Origin of the sequence: Caballeronia telluris (assembly GCF_001544495.1) — a bacterium.
GTDB lineage: Bacteria > Pseudomonadota > Gammaproteobacteria > Burkholderiales > Burkholderiaceae > Caballeronia > Caballeronia telluris.
Genome location: NZ_FCNZ02000013.1, coordinates 71,632 through 91,507, shown reverse-complemented (window position 1 = coordinate 91,507; position 19,876 = coordinate 71,632). Strand labels below are relative to the sequence as shown.

Below are 19,876 nucleotides of genomic sequence, written 5' to 3'. Positions count from 1 at the left end.
GATGCTTGAACTCGTGGAAGAACATCGCTCGTGGGGCGGCGTGCAGCGGACCTATCGGCACGACTCGAAGTCGATCGGCCTGCCGATGCGCTTTTCCGTGTTTTTGCCGCAGCAGGCGTCGTCGGGGAAGGTGCCTGCGCTGTTCTATCTCGCCGGGCTGACTTGCACCGAAGAGACGTTTGCGATCAAGGCCGGCGCGCAGCGCTATGCCGCCGAGCACGGCATCGCGCTGATTTCGCCGGATACGAGCCCGCGCGGCGCGGGCATTCCGAACGAGGGTGCGGCGTGGGACTTCGGCGTCGGCGCGGGGTTTTATGTCGATGCGACCGAGGAGCCCTGGTCGAAGCACTATCGGATGTATTCGTATGTGACGCAGGATCTGCGCGAGGCCGTGCTGGCGGAGTTGCCGGTGCGCGGCGACCGGCTCGGGATCTTCGGGCACTCGATGGGCGGACATGGGGCACTCGTTCTGGCCTTGCGCAATCCCGATCTTTACCGGTCGGTGTCGGCGTTTGCGCCGATCGCGGCGCCTTCGCGGTGTCCGTGGGGGGTGAAGGCGTTTTCCGGCTATCTCGGCGAGGATCGCGAGGCGTGGAAAGCGTATGACGCGAGCGAGCTGGTCGCGGCGACGGCGGCGGGGCGGTTCGCCGAGGGCATCCTGATCGATCAGGGGCTCGCGGATCAGTTTCTCGCCGAGCAGTTACACCCCGATGTGTTCGAGGCTGCCGCTGCGGGCGCGGGGCAGAAGGTCGTGCTGCGCAAGCATGAGGGATACGACCACGGTTATTACTTCATTTCCACCTTCGTCGGGGAGCATGTTGCGCATCATGCGCGGGTGTTGAGCCGTTAGGGCGGGGAGCGCCTGCGTGGGGTTCAACACCCCATTGCGACCGTCCGCTCACCGCCGCCCCAACAGACTCCCGCCATAAACCAGCGCCGCGAGCATCGTGATCCAGAAACTGGTGGGCCAGTCCGTGTAATAGGCGAGCACGAGCCCGGCCCACGCTTGCCCGAGCGCGAACACGGCGGCGAGCAGAAGTCCGGTCGAGAGCCGCGTCGTCACGTTCTGCGCCGCCGCTGCGGGACCTACCATCAGCGCGAACACGAGCAGCACCCCGACGATCTGCGTACACGCAGCAACCGCGAGCGCGGTCACCGCAAGAAACAGCACCGACACGAGCCGCAACGACACTCCTTTCGCCTCCGCGAGTTCGGGCTGCAACGAGGCAAACAGCAACGGCCGCATGATCGCCGCCAGCGCGACGAGACTGACCGCCGCGAGCGCGGCCAGAATCCCAAGCGTCTCGCGGCTCACCCCGAGCACATTGCCGAAAAGAAGCGCGGTCGCCTGCGTGGCGTAAGCCGTGAAGAAGTGCAGGAACAGCAGCCCCAACCCGAGCGACAGCGACAGAATCACGCCGATGGCGACATCGCGCCCCGACAGCCGCTCGCCGAGCGCGCCCATGCCGACGCCCGCCGCGAGCGTGAATCCGACCATGCCCCAGAGCGGCGACACGCCGACCAGTACCGCGCCCGTCGCGCCCGTGAAGCCGACATGCGATAGCGCATGACCCGCGAAGGTCTGCCCGCGCAAGACCAGAAAATATCCGACGATGCCCGCCAGCACCGCGACGATCCCCGACGCCGCGAAGGCGTTCACCATGAATTCGTATTCAAACATTGTGCGTGTGCTTTCCCTTGGCCTTGTGTCCGTGCGCGTGATCATGCTCATGGTCGTGCTCGTGCTCGTGCTCGTGGCCTTCGTCGCCTTCTTCGTGCGCGTGGTCGAGCTTGTCGATTTCGACATCGCCCGACATCACGAAGATGCGGCCGTTCACGCGCATGACGTCGATCGGCGAACCGTACAGCCGCGAGAGCACCGCCTTCGTGATGACCTCGTCGACGGTGCCGAGCGCCGCGCGCCCCTTGCCGAGATACAGCACGCGATCGAGCGAGTTGAGCAGCGGATTGAGTTCATGCGCGGAGAACAGCACGGTGATGCCGAGTTCGCGCTGCACGCGCCGCACGAGGTCGACGACACCCGTCTGATGCCGCGGATCGAGGCTGATGAGCGGCTCGTCGAGCAGCAGCACCTTCGGCTTGCCGAGCAGGCATTGCGCGAGCAGAAGGCGCTGCCGCTCGCCGCCCGAAAGCTCCGATAGCGGCCGCGCGGCGAGCGCGTGAGCGTCGACGAGATCGAGCACGCGTTCGACATCCGCGCGCACGGCGGGGCTCGCATGCGGCAGGCCCCAGTGATGCCCGTCGGCGGCCATCGCGACGAAATCCCGTCCGCGCACGCGCCGTCCCGCGAGGCCGCTGCGAATCTGCGGCATGTAGCCGATCGACGGATTGCCGCGCACGACCGCTTGACCATCCACGCGGATCGATCCGCTCGACAACGGCAACAGGCCGAGCAGCGCGCGCATCAGCGTCGTCTTGCCGGCGCCGTTCGGTCCGAGCACGCCGATGAATTCGCCGCGGCGCACGGTAAAGGTCGCGTCGTCGAGAATCGCGCGGTCGCCCAGTTCGAGCGTCACGTGATCCACTTGGATTGCGTTCGCGCGGGTGTCGCTCAAAGCGTCGTTCATTGCTGCCATCCCTGTAGCGCGCCGGAGAGCGCGTCGAGCTGCGCCAGCATCCATTGCTGGAACGTCTTGCCGGCGGGCAGCGTCTCGGTGACGCTCACGCTCGGCACATGCCAGTCCTTCGAAAGCTTGAGCATGCGCTTCGTCAGCCCTTCCGTGGCCTGGCTGTTGTAGATCAGCACGTGTACGCGCCGCTCGCGCAGGTCCTTCTCGAAGGCGGCGATGTCGCTCGCGCTCGGCTCCGTTTCGTTCATCGCGGCGAGCTGGAAGCGCAGGTTGCGCATCTCGAAGCCGATCGCGTCCGCCATGTAGCCGAAGACCGGCTCGGTCGCGGTCACGGGCACGCCCTTGTAGTGCGCATGCAGCGACGCGACGCGGTCGTCGATCGTCTTCAGCGAGGCGAGGAATGTCGCGAGCCGCGCGTCGTAGTCGCTCTTGTGCGCCGGGTCGGCCTGCACGAGATAGCCGCTCACCGCCTTCGCGACAGCGGGCATCGTCGCCGGGTCATACCAGAGATGCGGGTTGTCGCCGGACTTCCTGCCGACGAGATTCGCCACGACGATCGTCGTGCGCTTCTCACCCTTCGATACGGCGAGAAGCTTCTCCATCCAAGGATCGTAGTCGGCGCCGTTGTAGACGACGAGCGCCGCGTGTTGCAGCGCGCGTGCGGTCTTCGGGCTGGCTTCGAAGAGATGCGGGTCTTCGTCGGGATTGTTGAGGATGCTCGTCACCTGGACGCGCTCGCCGCCCAGTTGCTTCACCACGTCGGCGTAGAAATTCTCCGCGGCGACCACCGGGATGCGCGCGCTCTGGGCCGCCACGCTGCCGCACAAACCGAGCGCAAGCGCGGCTCCCGCCAGAAAAATGGCAAGTCTTTTCATGTTGTTGTCGGATGTCGGGTTGGTCGGATTGGATCGTGTTCAGGCGTCGCGATGCTTGTGCTGGCAGTCGCTGCACACACCGCTCAGTTCGACGACCTGATGGCGCACTTCGAAGCCGTGCGCGGGCGCGCTCGCGGAAAGCGTGGACGCGAGTTCGTCGCCGGGAATTTCGAGCGTCGCGCCGCATTCGTCGCAGATCAGGAACTGGCTTTCGTGCGGCTGGCCGACATCGCAGCACGCGAAGAACGCGTTCTTCGACGCGATCCGGTGCACGAAGCCGTTCTCCACCAGAAAGTCGAGCGCGCGATAGATCGTCGTGGGCGGCACGCGGCCGCCGCGATGCGGTTCCATCGCGTCGATCAAGTCGTAGGCGCCGATCGGTTTCTGCGCGCGCAGGACGAGTTCGTAGACCTGGCGCCTGAGCGGCGTGAGCGCGAGGCCGCGTTCGGCGGCGAGCCGTTCGGCTCGCGAGAGCATCTGTTCGTGGGACGCGGACATGAGCGTTTGGCGGCGTTAAAAAGTTCCGAGATGATATAACGTATCACGCGCTTCTGCATGCCGAACTTGCACGGCGCGCGGCTCCCCGAAATGCCTGTCGTCGCGCTGTCAGCCGCGCCAGCAGGGGTTTTCCCGAAGATAACGAGATGGCGCGCCGCAGCATCGAAAGATCGCGACGCGCCTTGACAGCGCCCGGCGCGTCGCCGATCATTCGATCAAAGAGAGAGCAATTGTTCGCATGCAGAGCGTTCGCTCGGTGCGACGGCCGGAAAAACGAATTCGGAGACAGCCTTGAAACTGCAAGACAAGGTCGCGATCATCACCGGCGCGGCGAGCGGCATCGGTGAGGCGGTTGCCAGGCGGTATCTCGACGAAGGCGCGAAAGTCGTCGTCGTCGACGTGAAGGACGCAGGCGAGCTGGCACAGCGGTTCACCGCCACCGCCGATCGCGTGCTTGCCTTGCGCGCCGACGTCACGAAGCGCGAAGACATTCAGCGCATCGTCGAGTCGACGGTCGAGCGTTTCGGCGGCGTCGATATTCTCTTCAACAATGCGGCGCTCTTCGATATGCGCCCGATCCTCGACGAATCCTGGGACGTCTACGACCGCCTCTTCGCGGTCAACGTGAAGGGCATGTTCTTCCTGATGCAGACGGTCGCGCGGCGCTTAGTCGAGCAGGGACGCGGCGGCAAGATCATCAACATGTCGTCGCAGGCGGGCCGGCGCGGCGAGGCGCTCGTATCGCACTATTGCGCGACCAAGGCAGCGGTCATCAGCTATACGCAGTCGGCGGCGCTCGCGCTCGCGAAGGCGCGCATCAACGTGAACGGCATTGCGCCGGGCGTCGTCGATACGCCGATGTGGCAGCAGGTCGACGCGCTCTTCGCGAAGTACGAGAACCGGCCGCTCGGCGAGAAGAAGCGGCTCGTCGGCGAGGAAGTGCCGCTCGGCCGCATGGGATTGCCCGCGGATCTGACGGGCGCCGCGCTCTTTCTCGCATCGGCGGATTCGGACTACATCACCGCGCAGACCCTGAACGTGGACGGCGGCAACTGGATGAGCTGATCGCGCGCGCCGGGGCGCATGCAGGCGCCGCCCGCCGTGTCATCCGGCTTGGCTTCACTTGATTGCCTTCTCGCGCCGTCTACTCGCGCCGTCTATATTGGAACGGCGCAGGACCGAACGACGGCCGGAACGCAATCGAACGGCGGCGCATGCCGCTACATGCATCGGTAACTTGCATCATCAGGGCAGCTTTGTCGGCAACACATAGAGGGAGTCGCAACGCGATGCGTCTCGTGCTGTTTAAGGCGCGTGAATACGCATCGGGCGACCCGCACTATCCATAACCAACCGCATCGAGCCTGCTATCAGGCAAGCCACGCAGCACGAGTGCCCGTGCTCACGAAAAAGGAGACGAAACAACATGAAACGCGCCCAATTCAACGTTCGAGCATTGCAGGGCCGCACGACGGCTGCCCGCGCGCTGGCCCTTGCCGCCTTCGCCGCGGCCGCGCTCGGTTCCATGACGGCGAAGGCCGCCACCACCGTCACGGTCGCCACGCTGAACAATCCGGACATGATCGAGTTGAAGAAGCTCGCCCCGGCGTTCGAGAAGGCGAATCCCGACATCCAGCTCAAGTGGGTGATCCTCGAGGAGAACGTGCTGCGCCAGCGCGCCACGACCGACATCACAACCAACAGCGGCCAGTTCGACGTGGTGACGATCGGCACCTATGAAGCGCCGCTCTGGGGCAAGCGCGGCTGGCTCTCGCCGATCACCGGCCTGCCCGCGTCCTACGATCTCGACGATGTCGTGAAGACCGCCCGCGACGGTCTCTCGTACAACGGCCAGCTGTACGCGCTGCCGTTCTATGTCGAAAGCTCGATGACCTACTACCGCAAGGACCTGTTCCAGGCGGCCGGCCTGAAGATGCCCGACCAGCCGACCTACGACCAGATCAAGCAGTTCGCCGACAAGCTCACCGACAAGTCGAAGGGCCAGTACGGCATTTGCCTGCGCGGCAAGGCGGGCTGGGGCGAGAACATGGCGTTCGTGTCGACGGTGGTGAACACCTACGGCGGCCGCTGGTTCGACGAGAACTGGAAGGCGCAGCTCGATACGCCCGAATGGCAGAAGGCGGTCGGCTTCTACGCGGATCTGCTAAAGACCGACGGCCCTCCGGGAGCCAGCTCGAACGGCTTCAACGAGAACCTCACGCTGATGTCCTCGGGCAAGTGCGCGATGTGGATCGACGCGACGGTCGCGGCCGGCATGCTCTACAACAAGTCGCAGTCGCAGGTGGCCGACAAGATCGGCTTCGCGGCGGCGCCGGTCGCGGTGACGCCGAAAGGCTCGCACTGGCTGTGGTCGTGGTCGCTCGCGATCCCGAAGACGTCGAAGTCGCAGGACGCCGCGAAGAAGTTCATCGCGTGGGCGACCTCGAAGGAATACATCGAGATGGTCGGCAAGGACGAAGGCTGGGCGTCGGTGCCGCCGGGCACGCGCAAGTCGACTTACGCGCGTCCCGAGTACAAGCAGGCGGCGCCCTTCGGCGACTTCGTGCTGAAGGCGATCGAATCGGCCGATCCGAACGATGCGTCGCTGAAGAAGGTGCCGTATAGCGGCATCCAGTTCGTCGGCATTCCGGAGTTCCAGTCGTTCGGTACGGTCGTCGGGCAGTCGATCTCGGGTGTCGTCGCCGGGCAGACCACCGTCGACGCGGCGCTGAAGGCCGGCAACGCCACCGCCGACCGCGCGGTGAAACAGGCGGGGTATCAGAAATAAGCACGGACGTTATTGCTGAACCCAACGCAGTGAAGCGGGCCGCACTCGACTGAGAGCGCGGTGCGGCCCGCGCATCATCGAGAGGTGACACGATCATGAGTCAACTGAATCCCCCCATGACGGAGCACTACGCCGAATCGGCGGCCGAGCGCGACAAGCGCCGCGCGAAGTCGGTCCGCTGGCTCATCTCGCCGTCGACCGGACTGCTGTTCCTGTGGATGGCGATCCCGCTCGCGATGACGATCTGGTATTCGTTCTCGCGCTACAACCTGCTTAATCCCGATGTCAAAGGCTTCGCCGGCCTCGACAACTATCACTTCCTCGCCACCGACCCCGCGTTCGGTCCGTCGATCGGCCACACGCTGACGCTGATCGGCTCGGTGCTCGCGATCACCGTGATCGGCGGCGTGCTGCTCGCGGTGTTGTTCGACCGCAAGTTCATCGGCCAGGGCATCGCGCGGCTGCTCGTGATCGCGCCGTTCTTCGTGATGCCGACCGTCAGCGCGCTGATCTGGAAGAACATGATCCTGCATCCGGTGTACGGGCTCATCGCGCAGGGCATGCTCGCGCTCGGCATGCAGCCGATCGACTGGTTCGCGCAGTATCCGCTCTTCGCGGTGATCATCATCGTGGCGTGGCAGTGGCTGCCGTTCGCGTTCCTGATCCTCTTCACGGCCATTCAGTCGCTCGACCAGGAACAGAAGGAAGCCGCGCGCATCGACGGCGCCGGGCCGTTCGCGATGTTCTTCTTCATCACGCTGCCGCACCTCAAGCGCGCGATCGCGGTCGTGGTGATGATGGAAACCATTTTCCTGCTGTCGATCTTCGCTGAAATCTACACGACGACGGGCGGCGGTCCCGGCACCGCGACGACCAACCTGTCGTACCTGATCTATTCGCTCGGCCTGCAACAGTTCGACGTCGGTCTCGCGTCCGCGGGCGGCATTCTCGCGGTCGTGCTGGCGAACATCGTCGCGTTCTTCCTCGTGCGCATGCTCGCGAAGAACCTGAAAGGGGAGTACGAGTCATGAGCCATCCCGTTACCGCCACCCCGTCCGTACCGGTCCTGGACACGGTCAAGCGCGCCATTCCCGGCATCTTCGCGTGGTTCTTTGCGATCCTGCTGTTCTTCCCGATCTTCTGGATGACCATCACGGCGTTCAAGACCGAGCAGCAGGCGTATGCGTCGTCGCTCTTCTTCACGCCGACGCTCGAGAGCTTTCGCGAGGTGCTCGCGCGCAGCAACTACTTCGGCTTCGCGCTGAACTCGGTGCTGATCTCGCTCGGCGTCACGGTGATCTGCCTCTTGCTCGCGGTGCCGTGCGCCTACGCGATGGCGTTCTTCCCGACGAAGAAGACGCAAAAGGTGCTGCTGTGGATGCTGTCGACGAAGATGATGCCGTCGGTCGGCGTGCTGGTGCCGATCTACCTGCTGTGGAAGAACACGGGGCTGCTGGATACCGTGACCGGCCTCATCATCGTCTACACGCTGATCAACCTGCCGATTGCCGTGTGGATGGCGTTCACGTACTTCAACGAAGTGCCGCGCGACATTCTCGAAGCAGGGCGCATCGACGGCGCGACGACCTGGCAGGAGATCATCTACCTGCTGATGCCGATGTCGCTGCCGGGACTCGCATCGACGGGACTGCTGCTCGTGATCCTTTCGTGGAACGAGGCGTTCTGGAGCATCAACCTGTCGAGCTCGAACGCGGCGCCGTTGACCGTCTTCATCGCGTCGTATTCGAGCCCCGAAGGGTTGTTCTGGGCGAAGCTCTCGGCGGCATCGCTGCTCGCGGTCGCACCGATTTTGATCGTCGGCTGGCTGTCGCAGAAGCAACTGGTGCGCGGTCTGACCTTCGGCGCCGTGAAGTGAGGCCGGGCTCGTGAACCTGAACCTCACTTCCAACCCGGCCGAACACGCGGATCGCCTGATGATCTGCGACTGCGACGGCGTGCTGATCGACAGCGAGGCGGTCGCGGCGCGGGTGCTCGTTTCGGAGCTGCATGCGCTGTGGCCGGGCGTCGATGTCGAGCCGGTCGTGATGCCGCTGCTCGGCCTGCGCATCGAGGGCGTGCTCGCGAGCACCGCCGACACGCTCAACCGCACGCTGACGCACGAGCAGATCGACGCGATCCGGCGCGCGGTCGAAGCGGCCGCCGTCGAGGCGCCGGCGGTCGAGGGCATCGCCGAGGCGCTGGCGGCGATTCCGCTTCGGAAGGCCTGTGCGAGCAACAGCTTTACGCCCTATGTCGAGACCGTGCTCAAGCGCACGGGCCTCGTGCGCTTCTTCGGCGAGCGGCGTTTTTGCGCGGACATGGTGGAGAACCCCAAGCCCGCGCCCGACGTCTACCTCGCCGCGGCGCGCACGCTCCGGGTGTCGACCGCGCACTGCCTCGTGGTCGAGGACAGCGTGACGGGCGTCACTGCGGCGCGGGCGGCGGGCATGGCGGTGCTCGGCTTCATCGGCGGCGGGCACGCGACCGAAGGACAAATCGATGCGCTGCGGCGCGCGGGCGCGAGCGTCGTCTTCGACGACATGAAGCGGCTGCCCGCGCTCGCTGGCGAGTGGTTGCAGAACGCGACTTTCGAAATTCGTTAGGGGCCGCAGTCACGGCCTCACCAGCCTTATCGGCATCGGATGCATGGGAGACACATCATGGCAAGCCTGACCTTACGCGGCATCAACAAGCGCTACGAAGAAACCGAGGTGATGAAGAACGTCAACCTCGACATCAGCGACGGCGAGTTCGTCGTGTTCGTCGGCCCGAGCGGCTGCGGCAAGTCGACGCTGATGCGCATGATCGCGGGACTCGAAGACATCAGCGCCGGCGATCTGATGATCGACGGCACGCGCGTGAACGAACTGCCGCCCGCGAAGCGCGGCATCGCGATGGTGTTCCAGTCGTACGCGCTTTATCCGCATATGACGCTCTACGACAACATGGCGTTCGGCCTCAAGCTCGCGGGCGAAAAGAAGCCGGCGATCGACGCGGCGGTGAAGAATGCCGCGAAGATCCTGCACATCGATCACCTGCTCGATCGCAAGCCGAAGCAGCTGTCGGGCGGACAGCGGCAGCGCGTCGCGATCGGCCGGGCGATCACGCGCAAGCCGAAAGTGTTTCTCTTCGACGAACCGCTCTCGAACCTCGACGCCGCGCTGCGCGTGAAGATGCGCCTCGAATTCGCGCGCCTGCACGACGAGCTCAAGACGACGATGATCTACGTGACGCACGACCAGGTCGAAGCGATGACGCTCGCGGACAAGATCGTCGTGCTGTCGGCGGGGAACGTCGAGCAGGTGGGCACGCCGAACCAGCTTTATCACGCGCCGGCGAACAAGTTCGTCGCGGGGTTTATCGGTTCGCCGAAGATGAACTTCCTGAACGGCACGGTCACGCAGGTGATGTCCGACGGCGTGCTCGTGAAGTACGCGACCGGCGAGACGCAACTGGTCGCGGTCGAGCCGGGGCCGGTGAAGGTAGGCGATGCGGTGACGGTCGGCATCCGGGGAGAGCATCTGCACGCGGGCACGGCGGCGACCGTCGAGCATGGCGTGTCGAGCACGACGATGGCGGTCGAGTCGCTCGGCGATGCGGCCTATCTCTATGCGGAAACGCCGGTCGCGCCGGACGGGCTGATCGCGCGGATTCCGCCGCTCGAACGGCACGCGCGCGGCGAGACGCTCAAGCTCGGCGCGACGCCCGAGCATTGCCACCTGTTCAACGCGGAGGGGCAGGCGTTCAAGCGGAAGATCATCGAGGTGTTGTCGGCGGCTTGAGGAGGCGCCTGGACCGCGTTGCGGCCGGGCGCTTTCATCTTCCGATCCGGATCATTTTCAGGCGCAGGCTGTGCCAGAGGCGCCTCACGCCTCCAGCGCCGCCCTCGCGCATAGCTCGTCGGTCACGAGACCCGACAGCCATTTGCCCTTGAGCGTCGCGATCAGCGCTTCCCGTTTTCGCTGTCCGCCGGCAAAGCCGATTGTCGGGCGCTTCGGCGGCGTGTCCAGCCGCAGACTCGTCACGCGCGCGCCGGTCGCCGAATTCACCCGCGCGCCCCCGGCATCGATCGGCAAGCCGAGCAGTTCCGCCACCGCGCCCGCCTGCATTAGTTCCTTCACTTCGGCCGACGTGATGAACCCGTCCTCATGCAGCGGACAGTTGATGCCCACATTGCCGATCCCGACGAACGCCACGTCCGCCTTCTGCGCGAGCGCATCGACGATGCGATACAGCCGGTGATTGCACCACTGCGCGCGCTCGGCCTCGTTATCGGCCATGAGTGGTGCGGGCAGCATGAAATGCTTGCCGCCTGTTTTCTCGGAAAGATGCTGCGCGACGTCGTAGCGATTCGACGATCCGTCGTGTGCAATCGCGCCCACCATCGACACAAGCCGATGCTGCGGCCGTTCTAGCTGCCCGATCTGCGCGACGGCTGCCTTCAGCGTCCGGCCGCTGCTGATCGACACGACGAGCGGCTTTTCCTCGACGAGAAATCGTTCCATCACCTGCGCGCCCGCGACCGCGAGCTTGCGGTCGACCTGCTCGCTGGTATCGCCGTCGATCGGCACGACTTCGCACATCGAGAGCCCGTAGCGCTTCGACAAAGCCGCCGCGAGCGACAGGCAATCGGCAATCCGATGATCGACCCGCACGCGGATCAGGTTCTTTTCGACCGCAAACGCCACGAGCCGCTGCGCCACCGGCCGCGAAATCTGCAGCTTCTCGGCGATCTCGTTCTGCGTGTTGCCCGCGACGTAGTAGAGCCAGGCGGCTCGCGTCGCGAGATCGAGTTTTTCGTTGGACTTGGGCACGGTGTCGTCGCTGTCGTTACGCGGACGCGGCAAAAGCCTGCGCCCGCTTCGTTCTTATTCTAGATGCTGTGCCTCTGAGGTCGGCGGCGGATGTCGCCGACCCGCTTACGCGAGCCGCGGACGCGCCGGATCGAAGAGCGGCCGCACATGCTGATACAGCTCGCGGAAACCCTTCAGACGCTGGCGCAGCAATTCATGTCGTTCCTGGTTCGGCCTGAACTCGTCCCTGACGGGCGGTTTCGCGAGCACCGTCGCCGGATCGCCGCCCGCCGCGAGCCAGCCGAGCCGTGCCGCGCCGAGCGCCGCGCCCGTCTCGCCGCCGCCATGCGTGCGGGTGGTCGTATCGAGCGCATCGGCGAACATCTGCCCCCAGTACGCGCTGCGCGCACCGCCACCGAGGAGCGACAGCGCGCGCGCCTCCGTGCCGCCCGAGCGCAATGCGTCGAGGCCGTCGGTCAGCGCGAGCGTCACGCCTTCGAGCACCGAATAGCCGAGCAGGGCGCGGTCGGTCGCGTGCGTCATGCCGAAGAACACGCCCTGCGCGAACGGATCGTTGTGCGGCGTGCGCTCGCCGCTCAAATACGGCAAAAAGAGTGGAGCGATGGCAGTCGACTCGGGTCCGAGCGCGGCGATTTCGGCGAGCAGCGTCGGTTCGTCGGTGGACGTGAGCTTGCAGACCCAGCGCAGGCAGCTCGCCGCCGAGAGGATCACGCTCATCTGATGCCAGCGGTCGGGGATCGCGTGGCAGAACGCGTGCACCGCCGACGCCGGATTCGGCCGGAAGCGGTCGCCGACAACGCACAGCACGCCCGACGTGCCGAGCGACAGGAAGCCGTCGCCCGGTTCCGTCGCGCCGATGCCGATCGCGCTCGCGGCGTTGTCGCCGCCGCCCGCCGCGACGATCACGCCCTCCGCGAGGCCCAGTTCGCGCGCGAGTTCGGGAAGCAGCGTGCCGGACGGCTCGCTGCCCTCCGCGAGCGCGGGCATCTGCGCGCGCGACATGTCGCAGGCGGCGAGCAGTTCGTCGGACCAGTCGCGGCGCGCCACATCCAGCCAGAGCGTGCCGGCCGCGTCCGACGGATCGGAGACCTTCGTGCCCGTCAGGTGCAGTCGCAAGTAATCCTTCGGCAACAGCACGCAAGCCGTCTGCCGGAAGATGTCCGGCTCGTTGTGCGCGACCCACAGCAGCTTCGGCGCGGTGAAGCCGGGCATCGCGAGATTGCCCGCGATCCGATGCAGTTCCGGCGCGCGCTCGGTGAGTTCCGCGCATTCCTTGTCGCTGCGCATGTCGTTCCAGAGGATCGCGGGGCGCAGCACGCGATCGTTCGAATCGAGCAGCACGGCGCCGTGCATCTGCCCCGAGAGGCCGATGCCGCGCACTTGCGCGAACTCGTTCGGATACTTGTCGCGCAAGGCGAAGAGCGCGGTGCGCGTGCCTTCCCACCAGTCGAGCGGATTCTGTTCCGCCCAGCGCGGCTTCGGCCGGGACACGGAGAACGGCGTGCCCGCCGTGCCGATCACGCTGCCGTCGCTCGCGAGCAGCAGGACTTTTACTTCAGAGGTGCCGAGGTCGATACCCAGATACATGAACGAACCCTTATCGAAGGCGAAAGGCGATGGGGAAAGCCGCGAGCCGCTAATGTAGCGCCGCGCCCCGCGTTGCGCCATGAGCATTAGAACGGAGCCCGCAGGCTCCGTGTGCCGGGGTGAGCGCCCGCAAGCGCTCGCGGATCAGGCGCGCTTCTCGAGCCACCCGTCGACGCGGGCGACGGCGGCGCGCAGCACCCGTTCGAGCCCTTCCGAGCCCGCCATGCTGCCCCACAGCAGCTTGTCGCCGGCGAACGCCTTGAGCGGATCAGGCGAGGTGAAAAAGCCGTGCGCGACCGCCGGGTCCATCACGCCGTCCTGGTAGGTGTAGGGCAGCTTGCCCTCGTGCCAGCGTTCGAGGAAGCGGAAGAAGAGCGCGGGCAGGATGGCGGTCGCGTTCGGATCGACATGGCGGGCGAAGCATTCGGAAAGCGTCGGCGCGATGAAGCCGGGCAGCTTCGAGAAGCCGTCGGCGGCGACGCGCTGGTTGGTGTCCTGGATATGCGGATTGCTGAAGCGGTCGAGCACGACGTCGCGATATTTCGCGAGATCGAGCGGGCTGGGCGTGAGGCACGGAATCACGTCTTCGGTGACGTAGGCCTCGGCGAACGCGCGGATTTCGGGGTCGAGCGTGCCTTCGTGGATGTATTGCAGCCCGACCAGCGTCCCCGCCCACGCGATGCAGCTATGGCTCGCGTTCAGGATGCGGATCTTCGCCTCTTCGTAAGGCAGCACCGATTCGACCAACTCCGCACCGACCTTTTCCCACGCGGGCCGTCCCGCGCAGAAATGATCCTCGATGACCCACTGGATGAACGCCTCGCCCATGACGGGCGCGCGGTCGTCGAAACCGGTCGCGGCCTTCACGCGCTCGCGCACGTCAGGCGTCGGGCGCGGCGTGATGCGGTCGACCATCGAATTCGGACACGACGTGTTCGCGATCATCCAGTCGCGCAACGCGGTCTCGCCGCGCAACGTCAGGAATTCGAGCATGCCGGCGTTGAAGCGATCGCCGTTGCTGCGCAGGTTGTCGCAGTTCTGCAGCGTGAGCTTGCCGGCATCGCCTTTCATGCGCGCATCGAGAATCGCGGCGAGCGCGCCGTAGATCGTCGTGCGCGCGCCTTTCAGGTCGGCGGCGAGATCGGGATTGGCGGTGTCGAGCTTGTCGTTTTCGTCGAGGTAATAGCCGCCTTCGGTCACGGTGAACGACACGATCTTCGTCTCCGGCGCGGCGCCCGCGGCGACCAGCGCGTTCAGATCGGCGGACCACGGCACGACCTTCGTGATCGACTTGACCGTCTCGTATGCGCGCTCGCCCTGCGGCGTCACGGTTTCGAGCGTATAGGCGCCGTTCTGGGCCGCGAGCGCTTCGAGCACGGCGTTCATGTCGCCGCGAATGTTGCCGACGGCGAGCGACCAGCGCGTGTCGCCCGACTCGATCAGCCGGTGCAGATACCACGCCTGATGCGCGCGATGAAACGATCCCGCGCCGATGTGCAGGATCACATCGGCGGCCGCACTGCGTTCGCTAGTCATGTCTGTCGTCCTCTGAATGGAAGCGTCCGTCGATGGCGTCCGCTGTTGTGCGTCGATCCCGGCATCGCCGATGGTCGATCAATTGCTCTCGTTGTGAGCGAATGATCGTATCTGGATTGCCGAAAGTCAAGGCGGCTTGCAGCTCAAAGGGCGCTGCGATGCGGCAGGAAACGAGTGGAAAGGTTCGGTGCGCGCGCGTGGTCCGGCGCGCCGCGAAGGTTGCATCGCACAACGGTTGTCAGCGCGAATTCGCCGGATGGGCGTCGAACACGGGGCCTTGGACGAAGCGCACGTCGAATTGCTGGAGGGCGTCGAACTGCGCTTCGTCGACGACGTGACTGAAGATGAGCGGAATGCGCAGGCGTCCCGCGTAACCGACGAGATGCTTCACCACCGAGTCGCGCAATGCCGCGCCCGCGTCCATCTTGATGAAGTCGAGCCGCGCCATGTCGGACACCGACATGATCTGTCCGGCGTTCGGCAGGTTGCCCGCGACCTTGAAGCCGTAGTGCTGGTAGCTCTTCGTCAGATAACCGAGAAAGGTCTTGTGCGCGACGGCCGCCTCCGGCAATTCGATCACGATGCGCGAAGGATTGAGCCCGAAGTCGATCAGCACGGACGAGAAGTGCAGCCCGTGATCGTATTTCACGCTTTTCAAAAGCCGCTCGTGGACGCGCAGGAACAGGAGGCCCGGCCGCTGCGCGCCGAAAAAATTGAACGCGTGCAGGGCGCGCGAGAGGCGGTCCAGCTCGACCAGCTCGCGATCCTCGTCGATTTGCGCGAACGGATCGTACGACGTGCGGTCACCGACGAGCGTCAGCGCCTGCATGCCGAGTTCGTCGCCGAAACGCTCGGCGCTCTCCGGCGACGCGGAGAGCGTCTGCGGAAAGCTATGCGTGCCGACATCGAAGATCGGCTCGTAGGCGCTCGCGAGCGTGACGTCGTGGTATTGCGCGACGGCCACGCCGCCCTGCTCGCGATCGCCGAGCGCGATGTGCGCGCCGAGAAACGGATGGGTCGCTGCTTTGGAGACGAGTTCGGGGACGGTCGGCGCGATCATTGTGGTCGTAGCTTTAGGCAGGGCGCGATGCCGGATGCGATGACGCAGCGGGGCATCCAACGATGGTAGCAGTGCGCGGCGCGCCGCTTTGCACAATATTCACATATTGATATGGCCGCTCCCTAGCGCAGGACGCGTGCCTAGGGTTAACGACGATTTAACTAAACGTAATTCGTTTTACTATTCGTAAATCGTATTTGAATAGATCATCTCTCCGTCCGTCTCGAAACGCGGCTGTTCGCGTTGCGGGGCCGACAGCCCAACGAGGACATTCACCATGCCGACGTTCGAGACTCACACGGACACGAGCCTTCACTATCAGTCGGGCTTCGCCAACGACTTCGCGACCGAGGCGCTGCCCGGCGCGTTGCCGCTCGGCCGAAACTCGCCGCAACGCGCGCCCTACGGGCTTTACGCCGAGCAGATGTCGGGCACGGCGTTCACCGCGCCGCGCGCTCACAACCGTCGCGCGTGGCTGTATCGCATTCGCCCGGCGGCGGTCCACATGCCGTTCACACAGGTCGCCGGCGACCTGCTGCGCGCGAAACTCGTCGCGAATTTCGCCGAAGTGCCGCCGACGCCGCCGAACCAGCTTCGCTGGGACCCGCTGCCGATGCCCGCCGAGCCGACCGATTTCATCGACGGCTGGGTGACGATGGCGGGCAACGGCGCGGCCGAATCGATGACGGGCTGCGCGATCCATCTGTACGCCGCGAACCGCTCGATGAAGGACCGCTTTTTCTACAGCGCCGACGGCGAGTTGCTGATCGTCCCGCAGGAAGGGCGCCTCGCGATCTTCACGGAGATGGGCAAGCTCGACGTCGCGCCGTTCGAGATCGCGGTGATTCCGCGCGGCGTGCGCTTCTCGGTCGCGCTGCCGGACGATCAGGCGCGCGGCTATATCTGCGAGAACTTCGGCGCGCTTTTGCAACTGCCGGATCTCGGGCCGATCGGCTCGAACGGTCTCGCCAATCCGCGCGACTTCCTCACGCCGCAGGCCGCGTATGAAGACCGCGAAGGCGCGTTCGAACTCGTCGCGAAGATGAACGGCGTGCTGTGGCGCGCGGACATCGGCCATTCGCCGCTCGACGTGGTCGCGTGGCACGGCAACTACGCGCCGTACAAGTACGACCTGCGCCACTTCAATACCATCGGCTCGATCAGCTACGACCATCCGGATCCGTCGATCTTCCTGGTGTTGCAGTCGGTGAGCGACACGCCGGGCGTCGATACGATCGACTTCGTGATCTTCCCCCCGCGCTGGCTCGCCGCCGAGGATACGTTCCGCCCACCGTGGTTCCATCGCAATGTCGCGAGCGAGTTCATGGGACTCGTGCACGGCGCCTACGACGCAAAGGCCGAAGGCTTTGTGCCGGGCGGGTCGAGCCTGCACAACTGCATGTCGGGACACGGCCCGGACGCGGGCACGTTCGAGAAGGCATCGAGTATCGATACGTCGAAGCCGGCGAAGGTCGGCGACACGATGGCGTTCATGATCGAAACCCGCACGCTCATCAAGCCGACGCAATTCGCGCTCGAAACCGCGCAGTTGCAGGCGCATTACTACGAATGCTGGCAAGGCCTCACGAAACATTTCAACCCGGAGCAACGATGAGCACGTCCGAGCAACTGAACGCCACGCTGGCTCCGGCGCTGAAAAGCTGGATCGAATCGGCCAACGACCCGGCGAGCGACTTCCCGATCCAGAACCTGCCGTTCGGCGTGTTCAGCAACGCGGTGAATCCGTCGCCGCGCGCGGGCGTGGCGATCGGCGAGTGGATCGTCGATCTCGCCGCGCTCGAACGGGCCGGACTGCTGCCGGCGAGCGGCGTGTTCGACAAACCGCGCCTGAACGATTTCATCGCGCTCGGCCGCGATGCGTGGCGTAACGTGCGCGTCGTGCTCTCCGCGCTGCTCGCGAACGGCAACGCGACCCTGCGCGACGACGCCGCGTTGCGCCAGCGCGCGCTCGTGCCGCAATCGGACGCGACGCTGCATTTGCCCGTCGAGATTCCCGGCTACACCGATTTCTACTCGTCGAGGGAGCACGCGACGAACGTCGGCTCGATGTTCCGCGATCCGAAGAACGCGCTCTTGCCGAACTGGTCGGAGATGCCGATCGGGTACAACGGACGCGCGTCGTCGGTGATCGTGAGCGGCACGCCGGTGCGCCGTCCGAACGGACAGATCAAGCTGCCGAACGACGAGCGGCCGGTTTTCAGCGCGTGTCGCAAGCTGGATATCGAACTGGAGATGGGGTTTATCGTCGGCGCGGGAAATGCGCTCGGCGAGCCGATCGCGTGCAATGAGGCCGAGTCGCACATCTTCGGCATGGTGCTGCTGAACGACTGGAGCGCGCGCGACATCCAGCAGTGGGAATACGTGCCGCTCGGGCCGTTCAACGCGAAGGGTTTCGCGACGACCATCTCGCCGTGGATCGTCACGCTCGACGCGCTCGAACCGTTTCGCACCGCGACGCCCGCGCAGGACCCGCAACCGCTCGCGTATCTGCGCCACGAAGGCGATCACGCATTCGACATCGAACTACAGGTGACGCTGCGTCCCGAAGGCGCGTCGAAGGCGACCACGATTTCGCGGACCAACTTCAAGCTGATGTATTGGTCGATGGCGCAGCAACTCGCGCATCACACGGTGGCAGGCTGCAATACGCGCGTCGGCGACCTGATGGGCTCGGGCACGATCAGCGGACCGACGCCGGATTCCTGCGGCAGTCTGCTCGAAAGCACCTGGAACGGCCAGCGTCCGATCACGCTTGCGGAGGGCGGCGAGCGCGCGTTCATCGTCGACGGCGACGAACTCACGCTTACGGGCTGGTGCCAGGGCGAAGGCTATCGCGTCGGCTTCGGCCAATGCGCGGGGCAGATCCTGGCGGCGCGTGCCGTGCCTTCAGCCTGAGACGTTCGTCATCGCGCGAGCGCCGCGCGCTTCCCAGGCCGCCGCGACCAGAAACGCGGCGGCGCTCGCGATGAGCACCGCGATCAACGCATTCGGTCCGCTCTGGCGCATCAACGCGCCCGCGACGACCGGGCCGTCGAAGCTCGCGATACTCCACGAACCACCGACGATCGACGTCGCCGAGACGAGCGCCGCGCCGCGAAAGCGTTCCCCGCAAGCGACGAGCGACAGCGTGTAGATGCTGCCCGCCGCCGCGCCGATCACGTAGAGCAGCGGCCAACAGACCCACGGCCGCGACGCTGCCCACGGCAAAAGCGGCAACAGCATCACCACGACCACCCCCGCGCCGATATGCACGCGCGTGCGCCCGACATGGTCGGCGAGCCAGCCGATCGGGAACTGCATCGTCGTGTCGCCGAGAAGGAGCGCCGAGGCGAACAGCACCGCCACTTCCGCCGACACCCCGTGCGACATCGCGAAGAGCGGCATCAGCGAGAGCGCGAGCGTGTCGAAGAGCGCGAAGAAGCCCGTGCCCGCCACGATAGCCGGCATGCGCGGCAGGACGTGCCGCCAGTGCGCGGGCGCGTCGTGCGTTTCCTCCGTCTGCGGCGCGACGCGGATCAGCGCGAGCGCGGGCAGCGCGCACAGAAAGATCGCGCCGCACAGCGCGAAGCGTCCCGCCTGCCGGTCGCCGATGAAGCTCACCAGCACCGGCCCCGCCATCTGGAACAGCGTGAAGTTGGTCGCGTAGATCGCGACGACGCGGCCGCGCGTCGAATCGTCGGCGAGTTGCGTGACCCACGCCTCGCCGATCGTAAAGAGCAGCATCAACGCCGCCCCGCATACGAAGCGCAGCACCGCCCAGAGCCACAGGTTGGTCGTGAACTGCATCAGCGCGGTCGCGCCTGCAACCGCGATCACCGTGCCGACGATCGCCTCGCGCGCACCGAAGCGCGCGGCGATCCGGCTCGCGAGCGGGACGATCGCGAGGCCGCCGCCGGCCTGCATCGCGGTCATCAGGCCGACGACGTCGGTGCCGTAGCCCGCCTGCGTCAGCGCGAGCGCGGTGAGCGGCAGCGTCGCGCCGAGGCCGAGCCCGACCACGGCGACGCTGAGAATCAAGGCGAGAAAGTCACGCGAGAGAATGCGTTTCATCGACGAACGCGCCGGCGCGGGTTCACCGGCGGCGCGTGGGATAGTGAAGCCGTGAT

Annotated in this window: 18 protein-coding genes; 9 read left to right on the top strand and 9 right to left on the bottom strand. The window is 65.7% G+C overall.

Annotation, left to right across the window (positions count from 1 at the left end; translation table 11 throughout):
- Position 1 precedes the first annotated feature (1 nt).
- Positions 2 to 850 (top strand): S-formylglutathione hydrolase, encoded by an 849-nt coding sequence (gene fghA, locus AWB66_RS18015; protein ID WP_087631542.1) that lies wholly within the window; start codon positions 2 to 4, stop codon positions 848 to 850.
- 48 nt (positions 851 to 898) lie between these two features.
- On the opposite strand, the gene AWB66_RS18010 is transcribed toward fghA, so the two are convergent.
- The 4 genes from AWB66_RS18010 to AWB66_RS17995 are packed head-to-tail and all read right to left on the bottom strand — an operon-like array spanning position 899 to position 3,964.
- Positions 899 to 1,681, bottom strand: a complete 783-nt coding sequence (locus AWB66_RS18010; RefSeq protein ID WP_087631541.1) for a metal ABC transporter permease — start codon at positions 1,679 to 1,681, stop codon at positions 899 to 901.
- Positions 1,674 to 2,588: a metal ABC transporter ATP-binding protein gene (locus AWB66_RS18005; protein ID WP_087631540.1), complete on the bottom strand. Its 915-nt coding sequence runs from the start codon at positions 2,586 to 2,588 to the stop codon at positions 1,674 to 1,676. Before AWB66_RS18005 ends, AWB66_RS18010 begins: the two co-directional genes overlap by 8 nt.
- The gene (locus AWB66_RS18000; protein WP_087631539.1) at positions 2,585 to 3,466 is read right to left on the bottom strand and encodes a metal ABC transporter solute-binding protein; all 882 of its coding nucleotides are present in this window, start codon (positions 3,464 to 3,466) and stop codon (positions 2,585 to 2,587) included. The genes AWB66_RS18005 and AWB66_RS18000 overlap by 4 nt, the downstream gene beginning before the upstream one ends.
- Positions 3,467 to 3,505: 39 nt before the next feature.
- Positions 3,506 to 3,964: a Fur family transcriptional regulator gene (locus AWB66_RS17995; RefSeq protein WP_087631538.1), complete on the bottom strand. Its 459-nt coding sequence runs from the start codon at positions 3,962 to 3,964 to the stop codon at positions 3,506 to 3,508.
- A 291-nt stretch (positions 3,965 to 4,255) separates the two neighbouring features.
- Here AWB66_RS17995 and AWB66_RS17990 point away from each other — a divergent pair, with 291 nt between their 5' ends.
- The 6 genes from AWB66_RS17990 to AWB66_RS17965 all read left to right on the top strand — a co-directional run bounded on the left by AWB66_RS17990 (position 4,256) and on the right by AWB66_RS17965 (position 10,534).
- Complete coding sequence (locus AWB66_RS17990; RefSeq protein ID WP_087631537.1) at positions 4,256 to 5,029, top strand: L-iditol 2-dehydrogenase; 774 nt, start codon at positions 4,256 to 4,258, stop codon at positions 5,027 to 5,029.
- Positions 5,030 to 5,390: 361 nt separating this feature from the next.
- Positions 5,391 to 6,752, top strand: a complete 1,362-nt coding sequence (locus tag AWB66_RS17985) for an ABC transporter substrate-binding protein (protein ID WP_087631536.1) — start codon at positions 5,391 to 5,393, stop codon at positions 6,750 to 6,752.
- Between the two features lie 116 nt (positions 6,753 to 6,868).
- Entirely contained in the window at positions 6,869 to 7,783 is a 915-nt protein-coding gene (locus AWB66_RS17980; protein WP_407642293.1) for a carbohydrate ABC transporter permease, read from the top strand.
- Positions 7,780 to 8,628, top strand: coding sequence for a carbohydrate ABC transporter permease (locus AWB66_RS17975; protein ID WP_087631534.1), 849 nt, complete (start codon positions 7,780 to 7,782; stop codon positions 8,626 to 8,628). Before AWB66_RS17980 ends, AWB66_RS17975 begins: the two co-directional genes overlap by 4 nt.
- Before the next feature lie 58 nt (positions 8,629 to 8,686).
- Complete coding sequence (locus tag AWB66_RS17970) at positions 8,687 to 9,355, top strand: HAD family hydrolase (protein WP_087631642.1); 669 nt, start codon at positions 8,687 to 8,689, stop codon at positions 9,353 to 9,355.
- Between the two features lie 57 nt (positions 9,356 to 9,412).
- On the top strand, positions 9,413 to 10,534 hold the full coding sequence (locus AWB66_RS17965) for an ABC transporter ATP-binding protein (RefSeq protein ID WP_087631533.1): 1,122 nt from the start codon (positions 9,413 to 9,415) through the stop codon (positions 10,532 to 10,534).
- A gap of 84 nt (positions 10,535 to 10,618) precedes the next feature.
- On the opposite strand, the gene AWB66_RS17960 is transcribed toward AWB66_RS17965, so the two are convergent.
- From AWB66_RS17960 to AWB66_RS17945, 4 genes are all read right to left on the bottom strand, one after another.
- Entirely contained in the window at positions 10,619 to 11,566 is a 948-nt protein-coding gene (locus tag AWB66_RS17960; protein ID WP_087631641.1) for a sugar-binding transcriptional regulator, read from the bottom strand.
- A gap of 105 nt (positions 11,567 to 11,671) precedes the next feature.
- A complete protein-coding gene (gene xylB, locus AWB66_RS17955; RefSeq protein WP_087631640.1) occupies positions 11,672 to 13,153 on the bottom strand; it encodes a xylulokinase in 1,482 nt (493 codons plus the stop codon).
- Positions 13,154 to 13,297: 144 nt separating this feature from the next.
- Positions 13,298 to 14,689, bottom strand: a complete 1,392-nt coding sequence (dalD, locus tag AWB66_RS17950) for a D-arabinitol 4-dehydrogenase (protein WP_087631532.1) — start codon at positions 14,687 to 14,689, stop codon at positions 13,298 to 13,300.
- A gap of 238 nt (positions 14,690 to 14,927) precedes the next feature.
- Positions 14,928 to 15,749: an EAL domain-containing protein gene (locus AWB66_RS17945; RefSeq protein WP_087631531.1), complete on the bottom strand. Its 822-nt coding sequence runs from the start codon at positions 15,747 to 15,749 to the stop codon at positions 14,928 to 14,930.
- Between the two features lie 277 nt (positions 15,750 to 16,026).
- Between AWB66_RS17945 and hmgA the strand changes: the two genes are divergently transcribed.
- Both hmgA and fahA read left to right on the top strand, forming a co-directional pair.
- A complete protein-coding gene (gene hmgA, locus AWB66_RS17940) occupies positions 16,027 to 17,364 on the top strand; it encodes a homogentisate 1,2-dioxygenase (RefSeq protein ID WP_087631530.1) in 1,338 nt (445 codons plus the stop codon).
- Positions 17,361 to 18,665, top strand: coding sequence for a fumarylacetoacetase (fahA, locus tag AWB66_RS17935; RefSeq protein WP_235021156.1), 1,305 nt, complete (start codon positions 17,361 to 17,363; stop codon positions 18,663 to 18,665). The genes hmgA and fahA overlap by 4 nt, the downstream gene beginning before the upstream one ends.
- On the opposite strand, the gene AWB66_RS17930 is transcribed toward fahA, so the two are convergent.
- Entirely contained in the window at positions 18,657 to 19,820 is a 1,164-nt protein-coding gene (locus tag AWB66_RS17930; RefSeq protein ID WP_087631528.1) for an MFS transporter, read from the bottom strand. The two genes, fahA and AWB66_RS17930, sit on opposite strands and share 9 nt — an antisense overlap.
- Positions 19,821 to 19,876: the final 56 nt, after the last annotated feature.